Source organism: Streptomyces sp. NBC_01481, assembly GCF_026339995.1.
Taxonomy (GTDB): domain Bacteria; phylum Actinomycetota; class Actinomycetes; order Streptomycetales; family Streptomycetaceae; genus Streptomyces.
In genome coordinates this window covers 109,309-135,164 of sequence record NZ_JAPEPT010000001.1, presented here as the reverse complement: position 1 = coordinate 135,164, position 25,856 = coordinate 109,309, and the positions used below count along the sequence as shown (strand labels likewise).

Sequence of the window (25,856 nt, the reverse complement as noted above, 5' to 3'; positions counted from 1 at the left end):
CGGACGCACGACTCCCACAGTCACGTTCCCTACGATGGCGCGGTGACCAGTACCGCGCCACAGACCCTTCAGGGCAAGGACGCCGATCAGCAGCCCCCCGGCTGGCAGCAGCGGCTGCGCAGATTCGGCTACGCGCCCAGGCCGGTGATCGGGCTGCGCGAGCGCCTGGTGCCGCCGTACACCCGCCCCTCCGAGCGGCTGTGGCAGGTGTTCGCCATCCGCCCGGGAGACGTGACGCGGCTGCTGCAGATCACCGCCTGGCTCGGCCCCCTGATGGTGGCCCTCTTCGCGGGCGTGCTGCGGTTCTGGAACCTGGGCAAGCCCGATGCCGTGATATTCGACGAGACGTACTACGCCAAGGACGCCTGGGCCCTGATCAACCAGGGATACGAGGGCAGTTGGCCCAAGGACATCGACAAGGCGATCCTGGACAACCCGGACGCGGTGACGATCCCGTCGAACCCCGGCTATGTGGTGCACCCGCCGGTCGGCAAGTGGGTCATCGGCCTCGGCGAGAAGATCATCGACTTCACGCCCTTCGGCTGGCGCTTCATGGTCGCCGTGCTCGGCACGCTGTCGGTGCTGATGCTCTGCCGGATCGGCAGGCGCCTGTTCCGCTCGACGTTCCTGGGCTGCCTGGCCGGCACGCTGCTCGCCGTGGACGGGCTGCACTTCGTGATGAGCCGCACGGCGCTGCTCGACCTGGTGCTGATGTTCTTCGTGCTCGCGGCCTTCGGGTGCCTTGTCATCGACCGGGACTGGGCACGCGGAAAGCTGGCGGCGGCGCTGCCGACGGACGAGGAAGGGATCCTGCGGCCGGACGCCACGGTCGCGGAGACCCTGCGCCTGGGCTGGCGACCCTGGCGCCTGGCGGCCGGCCTGATGCTCGGCCTGGCCGCGGGCACCAAGTGGAACGGCCTGTATGTGATGGTCGCGTTCTGCCTGATGACCGTCCTGTGGGACGTGGGCGCACGCCGGACGGCGGGCGCGGTACAGCCGTACAAGGCGGTGCTCAGGAAGGACGTCGTACCGGCCTTCGTCTCGACGGTGCCGGTCGCGATCGTCACGTACATCGCGACCTGGACCGGCTGGATCGTCACCGACAAGGGCTACTTCAGGGACTGGGCCCAGAAGGACGGCAGGGGCGGCAACTGGACGTGGCTGCCCGACTGGCTGCGCAGCCTGTGGCACTACGAGAACGAGGTCTACGAGTTCCACGTCAATCTGACCTCCGGCCACACCTACCAGTCCAACCCCTGGAGCTGGATCGTGCTGGGCCGCCCGGTCTCGTACTACTACGAGGACCCGAAGGCGGGCACGCAGGGCTGCCCGGCGGACGCGGCGGACAAGTGCGCAGCTGAGGTCCTGGCGCTGGGCACACCGCTGCTGTGGTGGGCGGCCTGTTTCGCGATCTGCTACATCCTGTGGCGCTGGTTCTTCCGCCGCGACTGGCGCGCGGGCGCCATCGCATGCGGGATCGCGGCGGGCTGGGTGCCCTGGTTCTTCTACCAGGAGCGCACGATCTTCCTGTTCTACGCGGTCGTGTTCGTGCCGTTCCTGTGCCTGGCGGTGGCGATGATGATCGGCGCGATGCTGGGCCCACCGGGCTCGGACGAACGCAGACGGGCGATCGGGGCGATCGGCGCGGGGGTGCTGGTGCTGCTGATCATCTGGAACTTCATCTACTTCTATCCGCTGTACACGGGGACGCCGATTCCGGTGGAGGACTGGCGGAACAGGATGTGGCTGGACAGCTGGGTCTAGGGGGTGTCCCTGCACATGCAAGGGCGGGGTGCTCACTCCCTGCCGGTGAGTGAGCACCCCGCCCTTGTGTGTTCCCGGTCAGCGCGTGGTGCTGCCGTTGAAGAGCGACCGCGACCAGACGTAGCCGACCAGGGCGATACCGGCGCACCAGGCGAGCGAAATCCAGCCGTTGCTGCCGATCTCCGAGCCGGAGAGCAGGCCGCGCAGTGTCTCGGTCATCGGCGTGAACGGCTGGTACTCGGCGAACCAGCGCAGGCCCGGCGACATCGACTCGGCCGGCACGAACGCCGAGCCGAGGAACGGCAGGAACTGGACGAGCAACGGCTTGTTGCTCGCCGACTCGACGGTCTTGGAGATCAGGCCGAGCGCCGTGGACAGCCAGGTCACCGCGAAGGCGATGGCCACGAGGAGGCCGGCCGCGGCCAGCCACTCCAGCGGGGTCGCCCCGGACCGGAAGCCGACGGCGAGCGCGACGCCGACGACGAGCACGGCGCTCACCATCGTCTGGATGACGCTGCCGATGACATGCCCCGTCATGAACGACGAGCGCGTGATGTTCATGGTGCGGAAGCGGTTGATGATGCCCTCGGTCATGTCGGAGCAGACCGCGATCGAGGTCGACATCGAGCCGGCGGCCACCCCCATGATGATGATGCCTGGCGTCAGGTAGTTCAGATACGCGTCCCGGCCGCCGCCCATCCCGGCGCCGATCGAGTCGCCGAAGGCGTACACGAACAGCAGCAGCATCAGGATCGGCGTCATGGCGCTGCCGAACCCCACGGACGGATAGCGGATCGCGTGCTTCAGATTCCGCCGCAGCATCGTCATCGAGTCGTGCACGGCGTAGGTGAGGCTGCTCATCGCAGGGTCTCCTTCACGTGAAGCGGGGTGGCGGCGGTGCCTTCGCCGGTCAGGGCGAGGAACACGTCGTCGAGGTCGGGGGTGTGCACGGAGAAGTCGGCGGCGCGGACACCGATGGCGTCGAGCCGGTCGAGCAGGGCGCGCAGCGCGTCGAGCCCGCCGTCGCCCGCCACGCGCAGGGCGAGCTCCTCGTCGTCGCGGGCCGCGCCGGGGAAGGCGGCGGCCGCGCGCTCGTACTCGTCGGGGTCGGTGAACCGCAGGCGTACATGGCTGCCGGGGATCTGTGCCTTGAGCTCGTCGGCGGTGCCCTCGGCGACGATCCGCCCGCCGTCGAGCACCGCGATCCGGTCCGCCAACTGGTCGGCCTCCTCCAGGTATTGCGTGGTAAGGAAGACGGTGACGCCGTCGGCGACCAGCGAACGCACGGTCTCCCACATGGTGCGGCGGCTGCGCGGGTCCAGCCCGGTCGTCGGCTCGTCGAGGAAGATCACCTGCGGGTCGCCGACCAGCGTCATGGCGAGGTCAAGCCGGCGCCGCATACCACCGGAGAAGAACGCGGCGCGCTTGTGCGCGACGTCCGCGATCTCGAACCGCTCCAGCAACTCCTTGGCTCGCCTGCGTCCTTCACGCTTGCCGAGGCGCAGCAGGTCGGCCATGAGGAGCAGGTTCTCCTCGGCGGTGAGCAGGTCGTCGAGCGCGGCGAATTGCCCGGTGACGCCGATCGCGGCGCGCACGCCGTCCGGCGCTGTGGCGACGTCGTGGCCCGCGACCTGGGCCTGCCCGCCGTCGGCGGAGATGAGCGTGGACAGGATCTGCACGGTGGTGGTCTTGCCGGCGCCGTTCGGCCCAAGCAGCGCGAACACGGTGCCGGACGGGATCCGCAGATCGATGCCGTCGAGGACGGTCTTGTCGCCGTACGACTTGCGCAGATCGGCGGTGGAGACGGCGGCGGACGGCTGCCGGCCGTCCCCCTGCCTGGGCATGGGCATGACAGAAGAAGACACGGGGCCCTCCCATTCGAAGGTGTGGTGAGCGGTGAAGTGGCCTTGCTTATAAGGAGATGGGGCGGGTCAGGCCCGGGCGCGGCGGATGTCGATGTTGCCGTAGCGGGTACGGGCCCTGACCTCGACCGTGTCCTCGCTCTTCTCCGGGCTCTCGGACGCGGTGAGCGCGTTGTGCACCTGGCCGGAGCCCGAGCTGACGTCGAGCCAGGCGGCCGCGCCCTCGCGGATGCCGACCTCGATGGAGCCGTAGGAGGTCTCCAGCTGGACGGTGCCGCGGGCGACGTCGGCGACGCGCAGGGTGCCGTGTGCGGTGGTCGCGGCGACCGAGCCCTCGGCGCGTTCGATGAGGATGTCGCCGTTGGCGCCACTCACCCGCAGATCGCCCCTGGCGTCGCCGACGGTCGTGGTGCCGTGCGAGTTCTTCAGGACGGCGGTGCCGTCGACGGCACCGACGCGCATGCTGCCGGAGCTGCTGGTGATCTCGGCGGGGCCCTCGACGCGGTCCACTGTGATGCTGCCGTGGGACGCGGTCAGGTGCAGCGGCCCGGTGGTGTCGAGGCGGACGTCGCCCGACGAGGTCTTCACACGGACCTCGCCGAGCCGGCCCTCGCCGTGCACCTGCGCCCAGGCGCCGGTCATCTCCACCTGCGAGCCCGTGGGCAGTTCGACCGTCACGTCGACGGTGCCGGTGCGCCCAATGAGATAGCGCTGCTTGGGTGTCCTGATGGTCAGCTGGCCGCTCGCGTACGTGACCTCGGTCTGCTCGGCCGCCCGCACGTCCTGGTCCTTCTTCGGGTCGCGGGGCTGCACCTCGACGAGGGTGTCGAGCCGGTCGGCGGCGATGAACCAGATGGATCCGGCTTCCACGTGGGCGGTGGCCGAGATGGTCGCGGGGGTGTCGAAAGAAGGCATGGCTGTCCCGTCCTCTTGGGTCTTCGTGGCGTCCCTGCTGGTGGGACGTGGTGTGGGTGAAGTGGGGTGGGCGGGGTGCGGCTAGGGCGTGTTTTAGAAGTCGCGCCTGCCCCGCGACGCCTGGCACGCGCACTCGCGGTGTTGTCGGAGTCGCCCAAGTACGTCCAGTACGAGGGCGATCCTCCGCCTTGCGACTGCACGCACCAGACGCCGCGGGGCCCGCCCTTCGGGCGGACGGCGCTACTTCTAAAACACGCCCTAGCGCACCCAGCCCGTGAAGCTCTGTCCGACGGTGCGGGTGGTGCGGGTCTTCTCCGTCGTACGTGACTGGCCGCCGCCGTCGACCGCGGCCGACACGGCTCGTACCAGCCACGCGTTGACCGACAGGCCCTCGCGGCTCGCGGCCTCCTCGGCGCGCGCCTTGAGGTGGGCGGGCAGGCGCAGATTGACGCGGGCGGTGACGCCGTCGTCGCCGTCGGCGGGTGCCGGGGCCGACGCCTTGAGCGGCGCGGCGGGCCCGTTGTTGTCCTCGTACGCCTCGTCGCCCGCCGGCCGCGTCACCACGAAGTCGGGGTCGAGCCCGCGCAGCCGTACGTCGACCGACCCGGGGGCGAGTTCACGGGTGATCTCGTCCATCGCGGCGGAGAGCACATTGAGCATCGTCAGGCGGGTCGCCGACTCCAGGGGAGCGGTGAGCCGCTCGGCCAGCTCGCGGGCTTCTTCGCCGCCGGCTTCGGCGGCCACCGCGAGTTCGCGGCGGAGGTTGTCGACATACGGCGTGAGGTCCATGACGCCATAGTGGCACCACCGTGGCGCCACACGCAAGCCCGCGAGGGGAGCGGCTGTGGGTCGACGCCAATCCGGCGGCTCTGACCTGCGAAATCTTGCCGACATTGAGTTGCGCCAATGCGGCGCCACGTGGAGTCTCGGCCACTCTGGCACCTTGAGTGGCACCACGTGATGCCACTAGGGCTGAACGGAGCGCCGGACAGGCCCTATGCGCTCTTCGGCTTCCGGCCGGTGGCTTTCTTCGGGGCCGCCTTCTTGGTCGCGGTCTTCTTGGCTGCTGCCGTGGTCTTCTTGGCCGCGGCCGCCGTCTTCTTCGCCGCTCGTTTCTTCGGCATGTCGTGCACGGTGGCGTGCTCGCCGCTCTCGCCCCGCGATTCCTTCGCCGCCTGTACGGATGCGTTCAGCGCGGCCATCAGGTCCACGACCTGACCTGCCGGCTCCGGCTCGCCCTCCGGCTTGGGCGGCTGCTTCCCGGCGGCCTTGGCGGCGATGACCTCTTCGAGCGCTTCGCGGTAGCGGTCGGTGTACCCGGAGATGTCGTCGGTCGCCATCGTCTCCATCAGCTGGATCGCGGCGTCGATCTCGGAGTCGTCCAGGTCGACCGTCTTCGGCGTCAGCTCTGCGGGGTCGCGGATCTCGTCGGGCCAGCGCATCGCGTGCAGGACGAGCGCGTTCTCCTTGACCCGCAGGAGGCCGAGGCGCTCCCGGTTGTGCCAGGCGAACTTGGCGATGGCGACCTTCGCACTGCGCCCCAGGGCCTGGCGCAGCAGCACGTAGGGCTTGGCGGCGACTGCCCCGTCCGCGGCCAGGTAGTACGAGTCGCCGATGCGCACCGGGTCGATGCTGTCGGCGGGCACGAACGCGACGATCTCGATCGCCTTGGCCGTCGGCAGCGGCATGCTGTCCAGGTCCTCATCGGTGACCTCGACGACGGTGTCCTTCGCGACCTCGTAACCCCGGCCGATCTCGTCGCCGCGCAGCTGCTTGCCGTCGATCTCGCACACCTTGCGGGTACGGATCCGGCCGCCGTCCTCCAGGTGGAACTGGTGGAAGCTGATGGAGCGGTTCTCGGTGGCGGGCAGCACCTTGATGGGGATCGTGACCAGGCCAAACGAGATGGCGCCGCTCCATACGGGCCTCGGCATGAGCGACCTCCTCAGCAACCGGGACACCAGCCTAAGACGCCTCAGATGCATCAGCACGCGCAGACGTAACCGGCAGCCGGCGGCCGATGCGGCTGGAGTCTCAGGGCGTCCCGCTGCTGCCCGTCCCAGGTGGTGGGCTCCACGGACCAGAGCACAGATGCCGCAGGCCCGGCCCGTGCACCGGGCGCGCGCCTCAGCTCACTGCCTGCTTCACGAGCGCACCGATTCGCGCCTCCACCTCGGGCGTCAGCTCGGTCAGGGCGAAAGCGACCGCCCACATCGTTCCGTCGTCCAGCTTCGCCTGGTCGCTGAACCCGAGCGTCGCGTAGCGCGACTTGAACTTCTCCGCGCTCTGGAAGAAGCAGACGACCTTGCCGTCCAGCGCGTAGGCGGGCATCCCGTACCAGAGCTTCGGCGCGAGGACCGGGGCGCCGGCTGTGATGACGGCATGGACGCGCTCGGCCATGATCCGGTCGGATTCCTGCATCTCGTCGATCTTCGCGAGCACGTCCCGCTCCGCCTCGGCCGCCTTGTCCGCGCGCGAGCTGCGGCGCGCTTCCTTCTTCAGCTCCTGGGCGTGGTCCTTCATCGCGGCCCGCTCCTCGGCCGTGAATCCCTCGTGCTGACCGCTTCCGGTGCTGCTCATGGCAGATCTCCCCCTTGAGGATCTGAATGTGCGGGATCTTGAGAGGGGACCTTATCCCCGCACACTGACAGCGGGCTCACCATCCCTACGGCAGCTCGACGGCACCGAGCACAGCTCCGGGCGGCCCGCCTGGCCATATCCCAGCATGCGCCCGCCGGGCCCCCGGCGCCCCGGGCTGACAGGCGGGGCCGCGGTCACGTGCCGCGGCGCTGCTCCTGGACGGCCTTCATGAGGTCCTCGATGGCGGACTGGGTGTCGCGCTCACGCGCGTCATCGATCGCTTCGAGGGCGGCGGCCGCGGCCTCACGAACGTGGTGGGGAAGCCCCTCCGCGGCCGTGAGGCGGTAAGCGGCCTTACGGCGCGCCAGGCGCTCGGCGGGGTCCACTGCGAGGGGACCGGACAGCGGAAAGACTGCGGTCCTGTACGCGGATATCTCCAGCACCACCATGTCCGCGACTCCGTCGGCGTACCCGAGCGCGGCGGCCTTCCCCTGTCCTTCCCGAATGGTTGCGATCATTCGGCGGCGGGACAGGACCGTGCCCATGGCGGCGCCGCCTCCCAGGGAAAGGGCGCAGGCGACGGCGAGGAACGGCCCGTCCCAGACGAAGCCGGTGACTGCTCCGAGGCCCGCGAGCGCGACGGTCCATGCGGCCGCTGTCCGGGAGCTCATCTGCTCGGGTGTGCTGTCCATGGGGGGAGTCTCCCAGCCGGTACCAACAGCCCGGCCCCCGGCCTCAGTTCCGGGGCTCCGCTGCCCGTCGTGCCCGGCCCCCGCGCCGCGGCGGACGCGGGGCTCAGGCAGCCCGGGGGGCGAAGAATGCCTGTTCAGTCGATGACGGCGGTGGCTTCGATCTCGACCAGGTGGTCGGGTACGTCCAGTGCCGCAACGCCCAGCAACGAGGCGGGGGGTGTCGCGGTGACCCCCAGCTTCGCGGCCGCCCGGCCGAGCCCCTCCATGAGCAGGGGCATCTTGTCGGGGGTCCAGTCGACGACGTAGACGGTCAACTTCGCCACGTCGTCGAAGGAGGCGCCTGCCGCGGCCAGGGCGGTGCCGATATTGACGTAGCACTGCTCGACCTGAGCGGCGAGGTCGCCTTCGCCGACGTTGACTCCATCGGCATCCCAGGCGACCTGCCCGGCGATGAAGACCAGCTTCGACCCGGTCGCGATCGACACCTGCCGGTAGGCGTCGATTTCCGGCAATCCGTTGGGGTTCACCAGGGTGATGGCCATGCTGCCTGCCTCCATTGCGATAAGAACCGCTCTCTTGTGGTTACTGGGAAACCGTAGGAGAGTGGCCGCTGACATGGAAGAACGCACTTTTCGGTGACTGGGGAACCTGATGGTGACCAAGCAGTTCAGCGGCTCGGCCGACGAAGCGGACGTGCGGCGCGCGGACTCTCTGGCGCGGGAGATCTTCTCGGACGTCGCCAACAAGTGGGCGCTCCTGATCATCGAGGCCCTGGGGGAGAACACCCTGCGCTTCAGCGAGTTGCGCAACGAGATCGAGGGCGTCAGCCACAAGATGCTCACCCAGAACCTGCGCATGCTGGAGCGCAACGGTCTGATCGAGCGGACGGTGCACCCTGTCGTACCGCCACGGGTCGAGTACACCCTCACCGAGCCGGGCCAGGCCCTGCGGGTGACGATCGACGGACTCTGCGACTGGACCCACCAGTTCCTCGGTCACATCGAGGCCTCCCGCCACCGCTTCGACGCCTGACGGGTTGAGGAACCAGTCCGTCGAGCGCTTGCGGCTCCGCACGGTCGACGGAAGCAACCCTTCCGGGTGTGCGGAGGTCTTACCAGGCGTCGTACTCAGAGGGCTACCTCTGGCCGATTGGTACTGGTAAACCGACTGGAAGGGCGCACTTCATGGTGCTCGATCCCACCTTCTGCCTGGACGTCCCGGAGGGTTTCGACGACTCGGACGCCGAGACCGGGGTGCATCCCATTGCCAGGAAGCTGTTCCCCGCCACCACTGCCGCGGAAGCCTTCAAGAAGGCCCATGAGTGGGTGCGGGAACAAAGAATCCGCCTGTCGGACGTGTCGTGGGATTACTTCCACGACGAGGACGAGCCCTACTGCCTAAGCATCTATTTCATCTTCGAGCTGGATCCCGAAGACACCTGACCACGACTGTGAAGTATCGAGCCGTTGCTCCCGGCCCTCGGGCGGTGGGCCGTCGGGCGCCAGTTCCCCAGGGCGTCGCGGTGGAGGAGGAGGACCTCGGTCTCGTCGAGCGGCGCATACTCGCGCGCTTCCCGCTCCGGGAGGGAATGGGCCAACCGTGCCGCAAGCCGCCGGGCGTCGTGCTCGTCCTTGGCGTCCCGGACGACGTAGAAGTGCCTGACGGTCCGGTCCTCTGCCGTGGCGGCCGACGCCGCCCGCCTGATGGTGATGCCGTTGGAGCGGGAGGGCGGTCAGGCCCAGTTCATCGTCCACCAGCAGCCCCCGGTGCCTCAGGGTTCGGTGATCGAACCAGTTCTCACGTGGATCGAGGAACACCTGGGCCAGGACCTTTCCCTGGAGAGCATGGCGGCCCGATCAGGGCTGAGCGAGCGGACCTTCAGCAGGCGGTTCCACGAACAGACCGGCACCACGCCCCTGCAGTGGCTGCTGCGCGCACGGGTCCGCCGGGCCCAGTACCTGCTGGAGACCACCGACGACCCGGTCGAGCGCGTCGCGGACCAGGCCGGGTTCGGCTCACCCACCGCATTCCGCGAGCGCTTCAAGCGAGTGACCGGAACCACGCCGCACGGCTACCGCGCCACGTTCCGCGGTCAGCGGCCGACCGCCCGGACCTGAGCGTCGCGGTCCGATAACGGCCAACCCTGCTGTCACTCCTGTCCCGTAGAGTGCGTGGACTCCTGGGGAGGGGACTGCAGCCATGCGCAGTGGAGCGAAAGTCGCCGTCGTCGGCGGCGTATTCCTGGTGGTCGCCAGTGGCGTGGGCTACGGCGGCTACAACCTGTACAACGGGCTGACCGGCAACGGCGGTGGCGGGGCCGACACCAAGTCCGCGGCCTCGCCCAAGAAGAGCGGGCCGCTCAGTCCCGAGGAGATCGACAAGGCCGCGAAGGACTTCCTCGCGGCCTGGGCCGGCGGGAACGCGCCGGAGGCCGCGCAGCTCACCAACAATGCCGCCGAGGCCGAGCCGTTGATCGCCGGGTATCGCGATCAGGCGCATGTCTCCGCGGCAGTGATCACGCCGGGCGCGGCCGTCGGCGCGAAGGTGCCGTTCACGGTCAGGGCGACGGTGACGTACGCGGGGCAGAGCAAGCCCTGGTCGTACGCCTCCGAACTGACCGTCGTGCGCGGGCTGACCACCGGGCGGGCGCTGATCGACTGGGCGCCTGCCGTCGTCCACCCCAAGCTGACGAAGGACACCGCGCTCAAGACGGACCAGGCCGCGGCCCCGCCGATCAAGGCCGTGGACCGCAAGGGCCGGGAGCTGACGAAGGAGAAGTACCCCTCGCTCGGGCCCGTCCTGGACTCGCTGCGCAAGAAGTACGGCGAGAGCGCGGGCGGGACGGCCGGTGTCGAGCTGGTCATCGCGGCCGGCAACGAGTCCGCGCCCGACCAGACCCTGCTGACCCTCACCAAGGGCAAGGAGGGCACGCTGACGACCACTCTGGACGCGGATGTGCAGGCCGCCGCGGAGAAGGCCGTGAAGCAGTACGGGCATGCGTCGGTCGTGGCGGTCAAGCCCAGTACGGGCGAGATCCGCGCCGTCGCCAACAGCCCCGCCGGCGGCTACAACACCGCGATGATGGGCGCCCAGGCGCCCGGCTCCACGATGAAGATCGTGTCCGCGACGATGATGATGGACAACGGTGTCGTGGACGGACCGGGTACGAAGGTGGAGTGCCCCCCGACCGTCACGTGGGAGGGCGTCACCTTCCACAACCTCGACGACTTCAAGATTCCGGGCGGCACGTTCAAGGACAGCTTCCGCCGGTCCTGCAACACCGCCTTCATCAAGGCCGTCAAGCCGCTGAACAAGAGCGGCATCGCCGGCCGCGCACTGGGCGAGACCGCCCGTAAGTACTTCGGCATCGGTCTCGACTGGCAGACGGGCGTCGTCTCCGTCGACGGCAGCGTGCCGGAGTCCTCGGGCGCGGAGACCGCCGCCTCGTACATCGGGCAGGGCAAGGTCGCCATGAACGCGCTCAACATGGCCTCCATCACCGCCACCGCCAAGAGCGGCGCGTTCCACCAGCCGGTGATCGTCCCGCAGTCCCTCGACGACCGCGAACTGGCCACGGCTCAGCCGCTTCCGGGCTCCATCGCCCAGGCGCTGCGCGAGATGATGCGCGCCACCGCGCAGTACGGCACGGGCGCGGCCGCCATGTCCGGCGTCGGCGGCGACAAGGGCGCGAAGACCGGTTCGGCGGAGGTCGACGGACAGGGCAAGTCCAACAGCTGGTTCACCGGGTACGCCGACGATCTCGCGGCCGCGGCGGTGGTGCAGTCGGGCGGGCACGGCGGCGATGCGGCGGGCCCGGTGGTCGCGCAGGTGCTGCGGGCCCGCTGAACCCGGGGATGCCCGGACCCGCCGAACCCCGGCGGAAAGCAGCTCGCGTGGCCCGTACAACGACCGCTAGCGTGCGGGCCATGAGCACACACGACACCGACGCCGAGCTGGGCGCCGAGTCCGTCAAGCGCGCGAACGCCGATCTGGTCCGGGAGACGACCGGTTACGCGATCGGTGGCGTCCCGCCGTTCGGGCATGCCACCAGGACCCGCGTGCTGGCCGACCGGGGACTGCTGGACCACGACGTGGTGTGGGCGGCGGCCGGGACCCCGCACACGGTCTTCCCGCTCGACCCCAAGACCCTGATCGCGCACGCGGGCGGCACGCCGGTGGACGTCCGCGAGCGTACGGCGTGACTCTTCTCGTTGCCGTCGCGGTCCTCGTAGCCGCCGTCACGCACGCCAGTTGGAACGCCATCGCGCACACCATCAAGGACCAGTTGGTCGCGTTCACGCTGATCGCCGGTGGCGGCACGGTGATCGGGGCGGCGCTCGCCTGCTTCTCGCCGCTGCCCGAGGCTGCCGCCTGGCCGTATCTCGTCGCCTCCGCGCTGCTCCACATCGGCTATCAGGCGCTGCTGATGCGCTCGTTCAGCCTCGGCGACTTCGGCCAGATGTATCCGATCGCACGCGGTACGGCGCCGCTGGTGGTGACCGTGCTCGCGGCGCTGTTCGTCGGCGAGAGCCTCAACGCCTGGCAGCTGGCGGGCGTCGTCATCGCGTCGGCGGGCCTGGTGGGCGTCGCCCTGTGGGGCATCAAGGGCTCCGGTGCCCATCCGCACTGGCCGGCGCTGCTGGCCACGCTGGCGACCGGTCTGTCCATCGCCGCGTACACCGTTGTGGACGGTGTCGGTGTACGCGCCTCGGGGACGCCGCTCGGCTATATCGCCTGGCTGATGATCCTGGAGGGGACGCTGATCCCCGCGTACACGTTCAACGTCCACCGGGGCGCGCTGCTCGCCCAGCTGCGTCCTTACGCGGCCCGCGGACTGCTCGGCGCGGCCCTGTCGATCGTGGCGTACGGGCTGGTCCTGTGGGCCCAGACCAAGGCACCGCTGGCGCCGATCGCGGCGCTGCGCGAGTCGTCGATCATCGTGGGCGCGGCGATCGGAGCGCTGTTCTTCAAGGAACGCTTCGGCGGGCCCAGGATCGCGGCGGCGGGGCTGATGGTGGTGGGCATCGGGCTGATGCTGCGGGCGAGCTGACCGTCACCGAACCGCGCGGGGCGTTCGAGGCGTCCCTATCGGCATGGGGATGATCTCGCACCGGGCACATCAGCTGCTCCGCTTCGGCTGGCTGAATGCCCGCAGCTGCGCCTTCGCGGTCGCGCTCGTCGGCGGCATAGCGCTCTCGGGCCTGCTGCCGGACGACCTGCCGATCGCCCGCTACGACCTGCTGCTCGTGTACGGGGTCCTGCTCGCGGTGCTGGCCAGGAAGCTCGGGTGGGACAGTGCCCGCGACACCGCGGTCATCGCCGGATGCCATCTGATCGGGCTGTTCTTCGAGCTGGTCAAGGTACGGATGGGCTCCTGGAGTTACCCGGAGGAGGCCCTGACGAAGGTCGCGGGCGTGCCGCTGTACGGCGGGTTTCTGTACGCGGCCGTGGGCAGTTATGTCTGCCGTGCCTGGCACCTGTTCGACCTGCGCCTGGACGGCTACCGGCCGCGGATCATGGCGGCCCTCGCCGGTGCGGTCTATCTGAACTTCTTCAGCCACCACTGGCTGCCCGATCTCCGCTGGGCGCTGGCCGCGCTGCTGCTCTGCGCCACCGCCGGGACATCGGTGCGCTACCGCGTGGGGGCGCACAGCTACCGCATGCCGCTCGCCCTGTCGTTCGTGCTCATCGGGTTCTTCCTCTGGGTCGCGGAGAACATCTCCACGTACGCGGGCGCATGGAGCTATCCGGACCAGCTCGGCGGCTGGCAGCCGGTGTCGGTGGCCAAGTTCGGGGCGTGGGCGCTGCTGATCTCCGTCACCTTCGTCCTGGCGGCCGGGCAGCGCCGCCGGACGCCTCAACCGGCGTAGGCGGACTGTCGGAGCCGGCTGTCAGAGGCGGGGCGTACGGTCGATTCATGGCAGCCAGAATCGATTTGACGCTCGACTGCACGGACGCCCAGCTGCTCGCGGAGTTCTGGAAGCAGGCGCTGGGGTACATCGACGAGCCCCCGCCCGCTCCCTTCAAGACCCGTGAGGAGTGGCTCGCGCAGTTCGACCTGCCCGAGGACGACTCCAAGGACGACGGGGCATGGCTCTGCGATCCCGACGGCGTGGGCCCCCGGCTCTCCATCCTCAAGGTCCCCGAGCCGAAGTCCGCGAAGAACCGGCTCCATATCGACATCAGGGTGCCGGGCCACGGCAGCCCCGAGGAGAAGTGGGCGCGGATCCGGGCGGAGTCCGAGCGGCTGGTGAAGGCGGGCGGGACTGTTCTGGAGGAGGTCGACGAGCATCACGTGGTCATGGCCGACCCCGAGGGCAACGAGTTCTGCGTAGCGGCCGGTTCGGCCTAACCCGCGCGCCCGCTCACGCGCCCTCCATCACCCCGGCGAACGCCGTGTTCACCGCCATCAGCCCCCCGTCGACCCGCAGCGTCGTCCCCGTGATCCAGCCCGCGTCCCGCGAAGCCAGAAACGCCACCGCCGCCGCGATGTCGTCCGGCTCGCCCACCCGGCCCAGCGGGTAGACGAGGCTCAGCGCGTCGAGTTGAGCCTCGCGACCGGACCAGGACGGCGTACGGATCGTGCCGGGATTGACCTGGTTGACCCGGACGCCGCGGGACGCCGCGTCGCCCGCCAGGGTGCGGGTCAGGGAGGCGAGGCCCGCCTTGGCCGCGCTGTACGCGTGGTTGCCGAAGTCCTGCTCGGCGTTGACCGAGCCGATGTTGACGATCGCGCCGCGGCCGGACGCCGCGAGTTGCGGCAGCGCGGCGCGGGCGCACCGGAAGGCGCCGGTCAGCGTGATGTCCAGGTCCCGCTGCCAGACGTCGTCCGGCTCGTCCTCGAAGAGCGGGGCGTCCGCTCCGCAGGAGAACGCGTTGTTGACGAGCACGTCCAGCGTGCCGAAGCGTTCGACGGCGTACGCGACGGCCGCTTCGACCGTCGTACGGTCCCCCACGTCGCAGCCGCAGGACTCGGCCCCCGCGATGCCACCCGCGGTCGTCGCGGCGCGTTCCGCGTCGATGTCGGTGACCAGGACGCGGGCTCCTTCGGCGGCCAGCCGTCGCGCGGTCGCCTCTCCGATGCCGCGCGCCGCGCCCGTGATCAGTACCCCGTACCCCTCGAAACGTCTCATCGCGCTGCTCATAGCGCCGAACGTACCGCCCTGATCAGCGCCTGGGAGCGCGGATCGGCCGTAACCCCCTTGCGCAGCCCGTTGGTTACGTAGCCGAGCGCGACGCCCGACTCGGGGTCGGCGAAGCCGAGCGAGCCGCCGCGGCCGGGGTGGCCGAAGGAGCCGGGGCCGAGCAGCGGGCAGGCGGGGCCGTGGAGCATGAAGCCGAGGCCGAGGCGGGTGGGAACGATCAGGACGCGGTCGGGGCCGGCCGATTCCTCGGTGCGGGCGAGGGTGAGGGTGGCCGGGGCGAACAGCCGGGGAACACCGCCCTCGACCTCGCCGATCGTGGCGGCGTAGAAGCGGGCGAGGGCGCGGGCGGTGGATATGCCGTTGGAGGCGGGGAGTTCGGCGGCACGGTAGGCGGGGTCGTTCTCCTCGGGCAGCGGGTCGATCGCCCCGAAGGCGCGGCGGGTGAGGGATTCGGGGTTGCGGTAGGCCTCGGAGACGGCGGGCTTGGCGCGCAGTTTGAGCCCGCCTCCGTCCGCCGCGGCCGGCTCGTCGACCGGGCCGATCCGGCCCACCCGGTGTGCCTCGTCCTGCGGCAGGCCGATCCAGAAGTCCAGGCCGAGCGGGCGGGCGATCTCCTCGGCGACCCAGCGCCCGATGGTGCGGCCGGTGACACGGCGGACGAGTTCGCCGAGCAGCCAGCTGTAGGTCTGGGCGTGGTAGCCGTGGTCGGTGCCGGGCTCCCAGGCGGGGCGCTGCACGGTGAGCGCGGCCGGTCCGCTCACCCCGTCGGCCGCCTGGTCCGGGGTGAGCGGGCGGTCGAGGACGGGCAGCCCGGCGCGGTGCGAGAGCAGCTGGCGTACGACGACGCGCTCCTTGCCCGCGTCCTTGAACTCGGGCCAGTACGTGCCGACCGGGGCGTCCAGGTCGATCTGCCCGCGCTGGTGGAGCAGGAGCACGACGGCCGCGGCGACGCCCTTGGTCGCGGAGCGGACGATCTGGGCGGTGTCGAGGGCCCAGGGTTCGTGGCCGTCCACGTCCCGGGTCCCGGCCCACAGGTCGACGACCTTGCGCCCGTCCCGGTAGACGGCGACGGCCGCGCCGCGCTCGCCGCGCTGCTCGAAGTTGCGCACAAAGGCGTCCCTGACCGGCTCGAAGCCTTCCGCCACCGTGCCCCGGACGTCCACCGCGCCTGTTCTGCCGCTCCCGCTCATGCCCCCCATGGTGCAACGTGGTCCCCACGAGGTGACTGGCGGGTCAGCTCAGCGGAATCGAGACCGCGCGGAGCAGATCCGGGGCGGCGTCAGAGGGACACAGACTGCGGGTTGAAGCCGAACGGCAGCTCCAGGCGGTGCGCGCGCATCAGCTCCTCGTCGCTCAGCAGCTCCTGCGTGGGCCCGTCCGCCGCGATCACGCCCTCGCTGAGGATCACCGCGCGCGGGCACAGCTCCAGCGCGTACGGAAGGTCGTGCGTGACCATCAGCACCGTGACGTCCAACGACCGCAGGATGTCGGCCAGTTCGCGCCTGGACGCCGGGTCGAGGTTGGACGAGGGCTCGTCCAGTACGAGGATCTCCGGCTCCATCGCGAGCACCGTGGCGACCGCGACGCGGCGCCGCTGCCCGAAGGAGAGATGGTGCGGGGGCCGGTCCGCGAACTTCGCCATGCCGACCTGGTTCAGCGCCGAGACGACGCGCGCCTCCAGCTCCGGTCCGCGCATGCCCGCCGCCGCGGGGCCGAAGGCCACGTCCTCGCGGACCGTCGGCATGAACAGCTGGTCGTCCGGGTCCTGGAAGACGATGCCGACCCGGCGGCGGATCTCCGCGAGATTCGCCCGGGCGACCGGCAGGCCCGCGACCGTCACCGAGCCGACGCCGCCGGTCAGGATGCCGTTGAGGTGCAGCACGAGCGTGGTCTTGCCCGCGCCGTTGGGCCCGAGCAGGGCGACCCGCTCGCCGCGGTCCACGGTCAGGTCGACGCCGAACAGGGCCTGGTGGCCGTCGGGGTAGGCGTAGGCGAGGCCACTGACCTCAAGCGATGCGGTGGTCATAGGCTCCAGCCAAGCAGACAGACCGCGAGGGCGGTGAACGGGAGTGCGGCGGCGTAGGTCCACTGCGCGCGGCTCGCGGTCACCTCGTCGATGACCGGCATCGTGCCGGTGTATCCCCGGCTCACCATCGCCAGATGCACGCGCTCGCCGCGCTCGTAGGAGCGGATGAACAGGGCACCCGCGGACTTGCCGAGGACGCCCCAGTGACGGATGCCCCGCGCCTCGAAGCCGCGCGACCTGCGGGCGATCGACATACGGCGCATCTCGTCGGTGATGACATCCCCGTAACGGATCATGAAGGACGCGATCTGGACGAGCATCGGCGGCAGTTTGAGCCGTTGCAGACCCAGCAGCAGGGAGCGCAGCTCGGTCGTCGAGGCGAGGATCACCGAGGCGGCGACGCCGAGCGTGCCCTTGGCCAGAACGTTCCAGGCGCCCCAGAGTCCGGGGACGCTCACCGACAGGCCGAGCACCCGCACCTGCTCGCCCGGGACGACGAAGGGCATGAGGACCGCGAAGGCCACGAACGGGATCTCGATCAGCAGGCGCCGCAGCAGAAACCCGGCGGGGATACGGGCCAGGGCCGCGACCGCCGCGAGCAGCACCGCGTACAGGGCGAAGGCCCAGACCGCCTCGCGCGGAGTGGAGACCACGACCAGGACGAACCCGAAGACGGCGGCGAGCTTGCAGTGCGGGGGCAGCGCGTGGATCGGTGAGTGGCCGTGCCGGTAGAGCTTGTGGGTGTGGCCCGCGCCCATGTCAGACGGCTTCCGGTACGCGGGTGGGCTCGGCGTCCGGCGTACGGCGGCGGCGCAGCGACCAGAAGATCCCGGTGCCCGCGACGACGGTGACGCCGACGCCGATCACGCCCGCCAGGCCGCCGGAGAGCCGGGCGTCGGCGATGTCCTTGACGCCGTAGTCGGCGAGCGGTGAGTCCTTGGCCGCGTGCTCCTCGACGTGCTTGTCGATGCCCTTGTCGGCGGCGACCTTCTCCAGGCCGTCGGGGCTGGCGGAGGCGTAGAAGGAGACGAAGCCCGCGAGGACGAGGGCGCCGGCCAGGCCGGTGGCCCAGACCGCGCGGGGGTGGGGGTACCTCCCACGCCGAAGGCTGTGGGGGAGGGCGGCGACGGGCACGGGCCGTGCGGCGGCCGGGGCGTCGACCAACTCGCCGCCGACGCGCAGCTTGAGGGGGGCGGTCAGGCCCCGGGCACCGTGGACGAGGTCGGGCCGGACGGCGACGACCGCGCCGACGGTCAGCATGGTGATCACGGCCTCGCCGATACCGATCAGGGCATGAACGCCGACCATCGCGGTCAGCACCTTGCCGACGGGGACATCGGTGGTCCCCCCGACGGCGTAGATCGCGGTGAAGACGGCGGCGGCGACCGGTACGGAGAGCAGTGCGGCGACAAAGGACGCGACGGCGATCGCACGGCGCACCCGGGGCAGCACCGTGACCAGGCCGCGGAAGAGCGCGTACGCGACGACGACGGTGACCACACCCATGACCGTGATGTTCACGCCGAGCGCGGTGAGGCCGCCGTCCGCGAAGAGGATGCCCTGCATCAGGAGCACAACGGATATGCAGAGCACGCCGGTGTAGGGACCGACGAGGATCGCGGCGAGTGCCCCGCCCAGCAGATGTCCGCTGGTGCCGGCGGCGACGGGGAAGTTCAGCATCTGTACGGCAAAGATGAACGCGGCGACCAGACCGGCCAGCGGCGCGGTGCGTTCGTCCAGCTCACGGCGGGCGCCGCGCAGGCTGACGGCGACCGCGCCGGCGGCAACGACTCCGGCCCCCACCGAGACCGGGGCGTTGATGAATCCGTCGGGGACATGCATGTCGGGCTCCGCTTCGGACAGATGAATAACTGTTCAATGATAGAGCCTTGTTGCAAACGACTTGCAAGAGCGTGTCTGTCACAAATGGAGGTCGAGTTTCAGGTCCAAAATATGGGACATTAGATGACAAAGAGGACGAGCGTGAGGAGCCGGCCGATGTCCGCAGTCGTCGAAGATCACGCGTTGGCCCGGATCGTCACTGACGCTCCGCAGAACCGCTCCGTCGACGTCGTGCTGGGCTACGACCCCGACGAGGACCCGCAGGCAGTGTGCTTCGCGTTCCCCAGCGGCCGCGCCTGGAGCTTCCCGCGCGAACTGCTGGAAACGGGGCTGCGTGCCCCCACGCGCAAGGGCGACATCGAAGTCTGGCCCTGCGGCCGTGTCCAGACGGTGGTGGAGTTCCATACCCCGGATGGCGTAGCGGTCGTGCAGTTCGATTCGAAGGTGCTGATCCGCTTCCTGCGCCACACATACGCGATGGCCGCACCCGCCACCCAAGGGTGATGAGTACGGCCACCGAGTGCCGCGACGGACCCCGTCCCCACGGTGCCGTCGCGCCGCCGGGGACGTACGCCCCGGTGCAAGCACCGGCTCCACTGGAGCGGCTACGCCGCGCCCCTTGGTTGGCGACGTCCCCGGAGCCCTGCAGCTAAACGCGTACCAGCTCGCGCTCCTCGTCCGGGTCCTCGGGACTGCCGGCGAGTTCCTTGTGCAGCTTCTCGCCCTCGACGTCCACATTCGGCAGCGCCCGGTCCAGCCAGCGCGGCAGCCACCACGCCTTGTGGCCGAGCAGCGCGAGGACCGCCGGCACGATCGCCATCCGGACCACGAAGGCGTCGAAGAAGACCGCGATCGCGAGGCCGAAGCCGATCATCTTGATCATCTGGTCGCTGGAGCCGATGAAGCCGGAGAAGACCGCGATCATGATGACGGCCGCCGCCGTGACCACACGCGCCCCGTGATTGAAGCCGGTGACGATCGCCTCGCCGGGCCGCTGGCCGTGGACGAACGCCTCACGCATGCGCGTGACCAGGAAGACCTCGTAGTCCATGGCGAGACCGAAGACGACGCCCACCATGAAGATCGGCATCATCGACATGATCGGGCCGGTCTGCTCCACGCCGAACAGCGAGCCGAGCCAGCCCCACTGGAAGACGGCGACGACCGCGCCAAGTGCCGCGACGACCGAGAGCAGGAAGCCGAGGGCCGCCTTCAGCGGGACCAGGACCGAGCGGAAGACCACCATCAGCAGCAGGAAGGCGAGTCCGACGACGAGCGCGAGATAGGGCAGCAGCGCGTCGTTCATCCTCTGCGAGAAGTCGATGTTCATCGCCGTCGCGCCGGTGACCAGCACGTCGTCGCCACTCCCGTCCCGGATCGAGTGGACGAGGTCCTCGGTCTCGGCCGAGGACGGCCTGTCCTTCGGAATGACCGTGATCATCGACGTGTCGCCGGACTTGTTGAGGGTCGGCGGGGTGACGGCCACGACGCCGTCGAGGCCCTTGATGTCCTTGACCGTGCGGTCGGCCGCGCTCTTGTCGCCGTCGACGACGACCAGCAGCGGGCCGTTGAAACCAGGACCGAAGCTGTCGGACAGCAGGTCGTACGCCTTGCGCTGCGTGGTGCTGACCGGCTGCGAGCCGTCGTCGGGCAGGCCCAACTCCAGCGAGGATGCCGGTATGGCCATCGCGCCCAGGCCCACCACACCGGCGAGCAGCACGGTGACCGGGCGGCGCAGGACGAAGCGGGACCAGCGGGTGCCCATGTTCGGCTTGTCGCTCGTCTCCTTGCCCTTGCGGACCTTGCGGCCGAGCACCCGCCTGCCGGCGAAGCCGAGCAGCGCGGGTATCAGGGTGAGTGCGATCAGGACCGCGATCACGACCGTGCCGGCGGCCGCGAAGCCCATCTTGGTGAGCATCGGGATGTTGACGACGGCGAGGCCGACGAGCGCGATGACCACGGTCAGGCCCGCGAAGACGACCGCGGAACCCGCCGTGCCGACGGCCCGCCCTGCCGCGTCCTCGCGTTCGCGGCCCTCGGCGAGCTCCGCGCGGTAGCGGGAGACGATGAAGAGCGCGTAGTCGATGCCGACCGCGAGGCCGATCATCGTCGCGAGCGTCGAGGTGGTGGAGCCCAGGTCGAGGACGTTCGCCAGCGCGGTGATCGTGGAGATCCCGATGCCGACGCCGATGATCGCGGTGAGCAGCGGCAGTCCGGCGGCGACCAGTGAGCCGAAGGTGATGACGAGGACGACTGCGGCGATGGAGACACCGATGATCTCGCCCGACCCGGTCTCCGGGGCGGCCTGCAGCGCGTCGCCGCCGATCTCCACGGTCAGCCCGCTCTCGCGCGCCTGGGTGCCGGTCTCCTTCAGCGCCTCGCGGGTCTTGTCGCTGAGCTCCATCCCGCTGACCTTGTACGTGACCGATATGTAGGCCGTATCGCCGTCCTTGGAGACGGCCTTCGCGGCGAACGGGTCGGTGACGGAGGCGACCTGGTCGGAACCGGCCTTCAGCGCGGAGACCGCCTTGTTCACCACGGCCTTGTTGGCCGGTTCGGTCATCTTGCGGCCGTCGGGCGCCTTGAAGACGACCCGCGCGGTCGCGCCGTCGGGGCTGGCCCCGGGGAAGCGCTCCTCCAGCAGGTCGAAGGCCTTTTGCGCCTCCGTTCCCGGCATCGAGAAGGACGACGAGGCAGCGGTGGACGCGGAGGCCGCGCCGACCCCGGCGAGCACCAGAAGCGCCACCCACAGCAGGGCGACGAGGCGGCGGCGCCGGAAGGCGGACCGCCCGAGTTTGTAGAGGAACGTGGCCACGAGGGCGTACTCCCGTGTGTGAGGTGAACAGGGCATGGGGAGCCGGCCCGACGACGAGAGCGGCGCGCGTCAGGGTGCTGCTGGGTGGTGCGGGGTCGTGCGGGGAGGTCGGTGCGTCAGACGCCGAGGGCGGGGAGGACCACAGCGTCGACATATTGCTTGAGGAAGGCCGGATCGGGAGTCCGGTCCTCGATCAGCTGCCGGCCGACGAAGGCGCCGATCAGCATGTGCGGGACGAAGTCGATCGCGCGGTTGTCCACGCTGACCTCACCCCTTTCCACGGCCCGCCGCAGCAGCGTGTCGAGTCCGGTGATCTCGGGCTCGATCAGCAGCTCGCGCAGGGCGCGGTGGAGATCCGGGTTGCCATGAACGGCCTGGGCCAGACCCCGCATCAGCGCGGAGTCCTTCTCCATCTGACAGTCGTCGGTGCGCTCCAGCATGGCGTGGAAGTCGCCACGCAGCGTGCCGGTGTCGATGTCGGCGACGCTCACCGGCTGGTTGTGCCGCAGCGCCTTGACGACCAGTTCCGGCTTGCTCCGCCACTGGCGGTAGAGCGTGGCTTTGCTGGACCGGGTACGGGCGGCGACGGCGTCCATCGTCAGGGCGTCGTAGCCGACCTCCCGCAGCAGGTCGAGCACGGCTTCGTACAGCTCTGCCTCGCGCTCGGGCGTGAGCCGGCTGCGCTGTGTCATGTCGACCTCCTTTCCCATCCGAACTGTCACATCCGAACTGTCACATCCGAACTGTCACATCCGAACTGTCACATCCGAACGAAACGGTTTCGTACACCACGACCGTAACCCAGACCGTCCGCGAAACGAAACCGTTTCGCTTGTGTCCTGGGTCACCACGCGGATTCACCCCGCCCCACAAGTTGCCCCACCTCCATGGCGCGGAAAGCATTGGGGGGTGAGTGACGACCTCGCGTATCTCCGTTTCCCGCATCTGCACGACGACTTGCTGTGCTTCGCCGCCGAGGACGATCTCTGGATCGCCCCCCTGGTACCGGCCGGGCACAGGCCCGGACGCGGCTGGCGCCTCACCGTCGACCGGACGCGGGTCGGCCATCCACGCTTCTCCCCCGACGGCAGCCAGATCGCGTACACGACCTGGCGCAGCCTCGACCCGGAGATCCATCTGGTACCGGTCTCCGGCGGGCCCGCGCGGCGGCTCAGCTACTGGGGCTCGACCGACACCCGGGTCTGCGGCTGGGACCCGGACGGCAACATCCTCGCCGTCTCCTCCCACGGCCAGCCCTTCTCGTACTTCTCCTGGGGCTACAAGGTGGCCACCGACGGCTCCCCCGGCAAGCGGCTGCCCTGGGGCCCGGCCTCCGACATCCAGGTCGCCGACATCGACGGTGAGCACCGCACACTGCTGCTCACCGGCAAGCCGCCGCACGAACCGGCCGCGTGGAAGCGCTACCGGGGCGGGGCCACGGGACGGCTCTGGCTGCACGGGGAGCGGCTGCTCGCCGATCTGGAGGGGCATCTGGACTGCCCGATGTTCGTCTCGGGACGTATCGCGTTCCTCTCCGACCACGAGGGCGTGGGCAATCTGTACTCCTGTCTGCCCGACGGGACCGGTCTCCAGCGCCACAGCGACCATGACGCCTTCTATGCCAGGCACGCCTCGAGCGACGGTCGCAGGGTGGTCTACCAGTGCGCGGGCGACCTGTGGATCGTCGACGATCTGACCGTGCCGGACGCCCGGCCGCGCAAGCTGGAGGTACGGCTCGGCGGACCGCGCGCCGGACGGCGGACCTATCAGGTCCCGGCCGCCAGCCACGTCGACTCGATCTCGGTGGACACGACGGGACGGGCGAGCGCCGTCACCGTGCGCGGCAGTCTGTACTGGCTCACGCACCGCGACGGGCCCGCGCGCGCGATCACGGACACCGCGGGCGTACGGGTCCGGATGCCGGAGATGCTCGGCACCGGCGGCCAGGTCGCCTATGTCACGGACGCGGAGGGCGAGGACGCCGTCGAGATCGCGTACCTGCCGAGGGCGAGCGGCGACCGGGAGCCCCGGCGGCTGGCCGCCGGGGAACTGGGCCGCGTCCAGGAGATGGTGTCGGACCCTGATGGGGAACGGCTCGCGATCGCCTCGCACGACGGGCGCCTGCTGCTGATCGACGCGGCCGAGGAGGCTGAGGGCACCTCCCGGGCCGAAGGCTCTGACGGAGGGGAAGTGACCGAACTGATCCGCTCCATCAACGGACCGGTCCGCGATCTCGCCTTCTCGCCCGACGGGCACTGGCTGACCTGGTCCCAGCCGGGCATCGGCCGCTCGCTGCGGCAGATCAAGATGGCCCGGATCAAGGACCGCACGATCATCGATGTCACCAACGGCCGCTTCGAGGACGAGAATCCGGTCTTCACGCGGGACGGCCGCTATCTCGCCTTCCTCTCCTGGCGGGGCTTCGACCCGGTGTACGACGTGCACACCGGCGACCTGTCCTTCCCGCTGGGCTGCCGCCCCTATCTCGTACCGCTGTCGTCGGCGACTCCCTCGCCGTTCGCGCTGCTGCCGGACGGGCGGCCCGCGGCGGGCGGGCTCGATCCGCTGGACGAGCCGGGGGAAGGGGTCGCGGAAGGGACGGTGACGGTCGAGGTGGAGGGCCTTGAGAGCCGGGTGACACCGTTCCCCGTGGCGGCCTCCAAGTACTCGGCTCTGCACCCCGTGAGCGGCGGCGGACTCGTCTGGCTGCGCTGGCCGATCTCCGGGGCGCTCGGCGAGACTTTCGCCAATCCGGCGGACCCCTCGCACCGCCCCACGCTGGAGCACTTCGACATCACCAAGGCCCGCAAGACCGAACTGGTCGGCCATCTCGACTGGTTCGCGGTCAGCGGCGACGGCAGCCGGCTGGTGGTCATGGACGACGGGGAGCTGCGCGCGGTCCCGGCGACCGAGTCCGGCGACAGCGACTCGACGGTCTATCTGGACCTGCGCCGGATCATGCACGAGGTGGATCCGGCGTCCCAGTGGCGCCAGGCGTACGGGGAGGCGGGCCGTATCGTCCGCGCGTTCTTCTGGGAGCCGGGGATGTGCGGCATCGACTGGGACGCGGTGCTCGACCAGTACCGCCCGCTGGTCGAACGGGTCGCGTCGCCGGACGAGTTCGCGGACCTGCTGCGCGAGGTGATGGGCGAGCTGGGCACCTCGCACGCGTACGTGACGGCCGCGCGGCGCAACGAAGGGCCGCCGCACTACCAGCGGGCGATGGGGCTGCTGGGCGCGAACCTGGTCTGCCGGGACGGCAGTTGGGTGGTCAAACGCATCCTCCCCGGCGACTCCTCGGACTCCAAGGCCCGCTCGCCCCTGGCCGGTACGGGCATCCGCGAAGGCGCGGTCCTCACCCATGTCGACGGCCGCCCGGTCGATCCGGTGACGGGCCCCTACCCGATGCTCTCGGCGGCGGGCGGCACAACGGTCGAGCTGACCTTCCGTCCCCCGGAGGGCGAGGGTCCCCCGCGGCGGGTGGCGATCGTCCCGCTGGTGGACGAGCGGCCGCTGCGATACCAGGACTGGGTGGCCAAACGCCGCGAGGTGGTCCTGGAGTTGAGCGGCGGGAAATGCGGCTACCTCCACATCCCGGACATGGGCGGCTCGGGCTGGGCGCAGTTCAACCGCGATCTGCGCAGGGAGATGTCACGCCCGGCGCTGATCGTCGACGTACGGGGCAACGCGGGCGGCCACATCAGCGAGCTGGTGGTGGAGAGCCTGACCCGGAAGATCATCGGCTGGGACCTGACACGGAACGCCCAGCCCGTCTCGTACGCCTCGAACGCGCCACGCGGTCCGGTGGTCGCACTGGCGGACGAGGCGACGTCGTCGGACGGCGACATGATCACGGCGGCGTTCAAACTGCTGGGCCTGGGCCCGGTGGTGGGCAGCCGGACCTGGGGCGGGGTGGTGGGCATGACGGGCCGCCACCGGCTCGGCGACGGCACGGTGATCACGGTCCCGATGAACGCGGCCTGGTTCGACGCGTACGGCTGGGGCATCGAGAACCACGGCGTCGACCCGGACCTGGATGCCCTGCGCACCCCTCTGGACTGGGCGGAGGGCCGCCACGTCCAGCTGGACGACGCGATCCAACTGGCCCTGGACCTGCTGAAGACCCACCCGGCGGCGATGCCCCCGGACTACTCCGACGCCCCGGACCTGCGCAGGCCGAAGCTTCCGCCGCGGGGGCCTTGAAGGGGCGCGGGC

At 70.2% G+C, this 25,856-nt stretch carries 24 protein-coding genes and 2 pseudogenes; 11 read left to right on the top strand and 15 right to left on the bottom strand.

Annotated features, from left to right (window positions below; translation table 11 throughout):
* Window positions 1–42: 42 nt before the first annotated feature.
* Complete coding sequence (locus OOK40_RS00745; protein ID WP_266475683.1) at window positions 43–1,764, top strand: dolichyl-phosphate-mannose--protein mannosyltransferase; 1,722 nt, start codon at window positions 43–45, stop codon at window positions 1,762–1,764.
* Window positions 1,765–1,842: 78 nt separating this feature from the next.
* Here OOK40_RS00745 and OOK40_RS00740 read toward each other — a convergent pair whose 3' ends face one another.
* From OOK40_RS00740 to OOK40_RS00705, 8 genes are all read right to left on the bottom strand, one after another.
* The gene (locus OOK40_RS00740) at window positions 1,843–2,625 is read right to left on the bottom strand and encodes an ABC transporter permease (protein ID WP_266475682.1); all 783 of its coding nucleotides are present in this window, start codon (window positions 2,623–2,625) and stop codon (window positions 1,843–1,845) included.
* Entirely contained in the window at window positions 2,622–3,614 is a 993-nt protein-coding gene (locus OOK40_RS00735) for an ATP-binding cassette domain-containing protein (protein WP_266475681.1), read from the bottom strand. Before OOK40_RS00735 ends, OOK40_RS00740 begins: the two co-directional genes overlap by 4 nt.
* Window positions 3,615–3,695: 81 nt before the next feature.
* Entirely contained in the window at window positions 3,696–4,541 is an 846-nt protein-coding gene (locus OOK40_RS00730; protein ID WP_266475680.1) for a DUF4097 family beta strand repeat-containing protein, read from the bottom strand.
* Window positions 4,542–4,799: 258 nt separating this feature from the next.
* The gene (locus OOK40_RS00725) at window positions 4,800–5,330 is read right to left on the bottom strand and encodes a toxin-antitoxin system HicB family antitoxin (RefSeq protein WP_266475679.1); all 531 of its coding nucleotides are present in this window, start codon (window positions 5,328–5,330) and stop codon (window positions 4,800–4,802) included.
* 206 nt (window positions 5,331–5,536) lie between these two features.
* Window positions 5,537–6,475, bottom strand: a complete 939-nt coding sequence (locus OOK40_RS00720; RefSeq protein ID WP_266475677.1) for a Ku protein — start codon at window positions 6,473–6,475, stop codon at window positions 5,537–5,539.
* 193 nt (window positions 6,476–6,668) lie between these two features.
* Window positions 6,669–7,121, bottom strand: coding sequence for an iron chaperone (locus tag OOK40_RS00715; RefSeq protein ID WP_266475675.1), 453 nt, complete (start codon window positions 7,119–7,121; stop codon window positions 6,669–6,671).
* Between the two features lie 194 nt (window positions 7,122–7,315).
* Window positions 7,316–7,813, bottom strand: coding sequence for a hypothetical protein (locus OOK40_RS00710; protein WP_266475674.1), 498 nt, complete (start codon window positions 7,811–7,813; stop codon window positions 7,316–7,318).
* A 134-nt stretch (window positions 7,814–7,947) separates the two neighbouring features.
* Complete coding sequence (locus OOK40_RS00705) at window positions 7,948–8,355, bottom strand: RidA family protein (protein ID WP_266475672.1); 408 nt, start codon at window positions 8,353–8,355, stop codon at window positions 7,948–7,950.
* Window positions 8,356–8,464: 109 nt separating this feature from the next.
* Between OOK40_RS00705 and OOK40_RS00700 the strand changes: the two genes are divergently transcribed.
* The 8 genes and pseudogenes from OOK40_RS00700 (at window position 8,465) to OOK40_RS00665 (ending at window position 14,165) form a co-directional block, all read left to right on the top strand.
* The gene (locus tag OOK40_RS00700; RefSeq protein ID WP_266475670.1) at window positions 8,465–8,845 is read left to right on the top strand and encodes a helix-turn-helix domain-containing protein; all 381 of its coding nucleotides are present in this window, start codon (window positions 8,465–8,467) and stop codon (window positions 8,843–8,845) included.
* Window positions 8,846–8,997: 152 nt separating this feature from the next.
* Window positions 8,998–9,255, top strand: a complete 258-nt coding sequence (locus OOK40_RS00695; protein ID WP_266475669.1) for a hypothetical protein — start codon at window positions 8,998–9,000, stop codon at window positions 9,253–9,255.
* A gap of 231 nt (window positions 9,256–9,486) precedes the next feature.
* Window positions 9,487–9,930: pseudogene (locus tag OOK40_RS00690) on the top strand (GlxA family transcriptional regulator); the annotation flags it as partial.
* An 82-nt stretch (window positions 9,931–10,012) separates the two neighbouring features.
* On the top strand, window positions 10,013–11,659 hold the full coding sequence (locus tag OOK40_RS00685; protein ID WP_266475668.1) for a penicillin-binding transpeptidase domain-containing protein: 1,647 nt from the start codon (window positions 10,013–10,015) through the stop codon (window positions 11,657–11,659).
* Window positions 11,660–11,760: 101 nt separating this feature from the next.
* A pseudogene (locus tag OOK40_RS00680) lies at window positions 11,761–12,015 on the top strand (YbaK/EbsC family protein); the annotation flags it as partial.
* Window positions 12,012–12,863, top strand: coding sequence for a DMT family transporter (locus OOK40_RS00675; protein WP_266475666.1), 852 nt, complete (start codon window positions 12,012–12,014; stop codon window positions 12,861–12,863). The pseudogene OOK40_RS00680 and the gene OOK40_RS00675, both read left to right, overlap by 4 nt.
* 43 nt (window positions 12,864–12,906) lie before the next feature.
* Window positions 12,907–13,683 (top strand): DUF817 domain-containing protein, encoded by a 777-nt coding sequence (locus OOK40_RS00670; protein WP_266475664.1) that lies wholly within the window; start codon window positions 12,907–12,909, stop codon window positions 13,681–13,683.
* Between the two features lie 47 nt (window positions 13,684–13,730).
* Window positions 13,731–14,165 carry a VOC family protein gene (locus tag OOK40_RS00665; RefSeq protein ID WP_266475662.1) on the top strand — a complete coding sequence of 145 codons (435 nt, stop codon included), beginning with the start codon at window positions 13,731–13,733 and terminating at the stop codon, window positions 14,163–14,165.
* 13 nt (window positions 14,166–14,178) lie between these two features.
* Here OOK40_RS00665 and OOK40_RS00660 read toward each other — a convergent pair whose 3' ends face one another.
* The 5 genes from OOK40_RS00660 to OOK40_RS00640 all read right to left on the bottom strand — a co-directional run bounded on the left by OOK40_RS00660 (window position 14,179) and on the right by OOK40_RS00640 (window position 18,826).
* Window positions 14,179–14,958, bottom strand: coding sequence for an SDR family NAD(P)-dependent oxidoreductase (locus OOK40_RS00660; protein WP_266475661.1), 780 nt, complete (start codon window positions 14,956–14,958; stop codon window positions 14,179–14,181).
* Window positions 14,955–16,121 carry a serine hydrolase gene (locus OOK40_RS00655; protein WP_266478683.1) on the bottom strand — a complete coding sequence of 389 codons (1,167 nt, stop codon included), beginning with the start codon at window positions 16,119–16,121 and terminating at the stop codon, window positions 14,955–14,957. Before OOK40_RS00655 ends, OOK40_RS00660 begins: the two co-directional genes overlap by 4 nt.
* 116 nt (window positions 16,122–16,237) lie before the next feature.
* Window positions 16,238–16,984 carry an energy-coupling factor ABC transporter ATP-binding protein gene (locus OOK40_RS00650; RefSeq protein ID WP_266475660.1) on the bottom strand — a complete coding sequence of 249 codons (747 nt, stop codon included), beginning with the start codon at window positions 16,982–16,984 and terminating at the stop codon, window positions 16,238–16,240.
* The gene (cbiQ, locus tag OOK40_RS00645) at window positions 16,981–17,742 is read right to left on the bottom strand and encodes a cobalt ECF transporter T component CbiQ (RefSeq protein WP_266475659.1); all 762 of its coding nucleotides are present in this window, start codon (window positions 17,740–17,742) and stop codon (window positions 16,981–16,983) included. The genes OOK40_RS00650 and cbiQ overlap by 4 nt, the downstream gene beginning before the upstream one ends.
* A gap of 1 nt (window position 17,743) precedes the next feature.
* Window positions 17,744–18,826 (bottom strand): energy-coupling factor ABC transporter permease, encoded by a 1,083-nt coding sequence (locus OOK40_RS00640; protein WP_266475657.1) that lies wholly within the window; start codon window positions 18,824–18,826, stop codon window positions 17,744–17,746.
* A gap of 156 nt (window positions 18,827–18,982) precedes the next feature.
* Between OOK40_RS00640 and OOK40_RS00635 the strand changes: the two genes are divergently transcribed.
* Entirely contained in the window at window positions 18,983–19,330 is a 348-nt protein-coding gene (locus OOK40_RS00635) for an SsgA family sporulation/cell division regulator (protein ID WP_266475655.1), read from the top strand.
* A gap of 145 nt (window positions 19,331–19,475) precedes the next feature.
* On the opposite strand, the gene OOK40_RS00630 is transcribed toward OOK40_RS00635, so the two are convergent.
* Window positions 19,476–21,641, bottom strand: coding sequence for an MMPL family transporter (locus tag OOK40_RS00630; RefSeq protein WP_266475654.1), 2,166 nt, complete (start codon window positions 21,639–21,641; stop codon window positions 19,476–19,478).
* 116 nt (window positions 21,642–21,757) lie between these two features.
* A complete protein-coding gene (locus OOK40_RS00625) occupies window positions 21,758–22,333 on the bottom strand; it encodes a TetR/AcrR family transcriptional regulator (protein ID WP_266475652.1) in 576 nt (191 codons plus the stop codon).
* Window positions 22,334–22,550: 217 nt separating this feature from the next.
* Between OOK40_RS00625 and OOK40_RS00620 the strand changes: the two genes are divergently transcribed.
* On the top strand, window positions 22,551–25,844 hold the full coding sequence (locus OOK40_RS00620) for a S41 family peptidase (RefSeq protein ID WP_266475649.1): 3,294 nt from the start codon (window positions 22,551–22,553) through the stop codon (window positions 25,842–25,844).
* Window positions 25,845–25,856: the final 12 nt, after the last annotated feature.

Coding starts and splice junctions, on each gene's coding strand:
- OOK40_RS00650 (WP_266475660.1), bottom strand. CDS start 16,984: ATGACCACCGCATCGCTTGAGGTCAGTGGCCTCGCCTACGCCTACCCC.
- OOK40_RS00670 (WP_266475664.1), top strand. CDS start 12,907: ATGGGGATGATCTCGCACCGGGCACATCAGCTGCTCCGCTTCGGCTGG.
- OOK40_RS00625 (WP_266475652.1), bottom strand. CDS start 22,333: ATGACACAGCGCAGCCGGCTCACGCCCGAGCGCGAGGCAGAGCTGTAC.
- OOK40_RS00715 (WP_266475675.1), bottom strand. CDS start 7,121: ATGAGCAGCACCGGAAGCGGTCAGCACGAGGGATTCACGGCCGAGGAG.
- OOK40_RS00735 (WP_266475681.1), bottom strand. CDS start 3,614: ATGCCCATGCCCAGGCAGGGGGACGGCCGGCAGCCGTCCGCCGCCGTC.
- OOK40_RS00665 (WP_266475662.1), top strand. CDS start 13,731: ATGGCAGCCAGAATCGATTTGACGCTCGACTGCACGGACGCCCAGCTG.
- OOK40_RS00725 (WP_266475679.1), bottom strand. CDS start 5,330: ATGGACCTCACGCCGTATGTCGACAACCTCCGCCGCGAACTCGCGGTG.
- OOK40_RS00700 (WP_266475670.1), top strand. CDS start 8,465: ATGGTGACCAAGCAGTTCAGCGGCTCGGCCGACGAAGCGGACGTGCGG.
- OOK40_RS00635 (WP_266475655.1), top strand. CDS start 18,983: ATGTCCGCAGTCGTCGAAGATCACGCGTTGGCCCGGATCGTCACTGAC.
- OOK40_RS00685 (WP_266475668.1), top strand. CDS start 10,013: ATGCGCAGTGGAGCGAAAGTCGCCGTCGTCGGCGGCGTATTCCTGGTG.
- OOK40_RS00730 (WP_266475680.1), bottom strand. CDS start 4,541: ATGCCTTCTTTCGACACCCCCGCGACCATCTCGGCCACCGCCCACGTG.
- OOK40_RS00705 (WP_266475672.1), bottom strand. CDS start 8,355: ATGGCCATCACCCTGGTGAACCCCAACGGATTGCCGGAAATCGACGCC.
- OOK40_RS00640 (WP_266475657.1), bottom strand. CDS start 18,826: ATGCATGTCCCCGACGGATTCATCAACGCCCCGGTCTCGGTGGGGGCC.
- OOK40_RS00720 (WP_266475677.1), bottom strand. CDS start 6,475: ATGCCGAGGCCCGTATGGAGCGGCGCCATCTCGTTTGGCCTGGTCACG.
- OOK40_RS00695 (WP_266475669.1), top strand. CDS start 8,998: ATGGTGCTCGATCCCACCTTCTGCCTGGACGTCCCGGAGGGTTTCGAC.
- OOK40_RS00660 (WP_266475661.1), bottom strand. CDS start 14,958: ATGAGCAGCGCGATGAGACGTTTCGAGGGGTACGGGGTACTGATCACG.
- cbiQ (WP_266475659.1), bottom strand. CDS start 17,742: ATGGGCGCGGGCCACACCCACAAGCTCTACCGGCACGGCCACTCACCG.
- OOK40_RS00740 (WP_266475682.1), bottom strand. CDS start 2,625: ATGAGCAGCCTCACCTACGCCGTGCACGACTCGATGACGATGCTGCGG.
- OOK40_RS00710 (WP_266475674.1), bottom strand. CDS start 7,813: ATGGACAGCACACCCGAGCAGATGAGCTCCCGGACAGCGGCCGCATGG.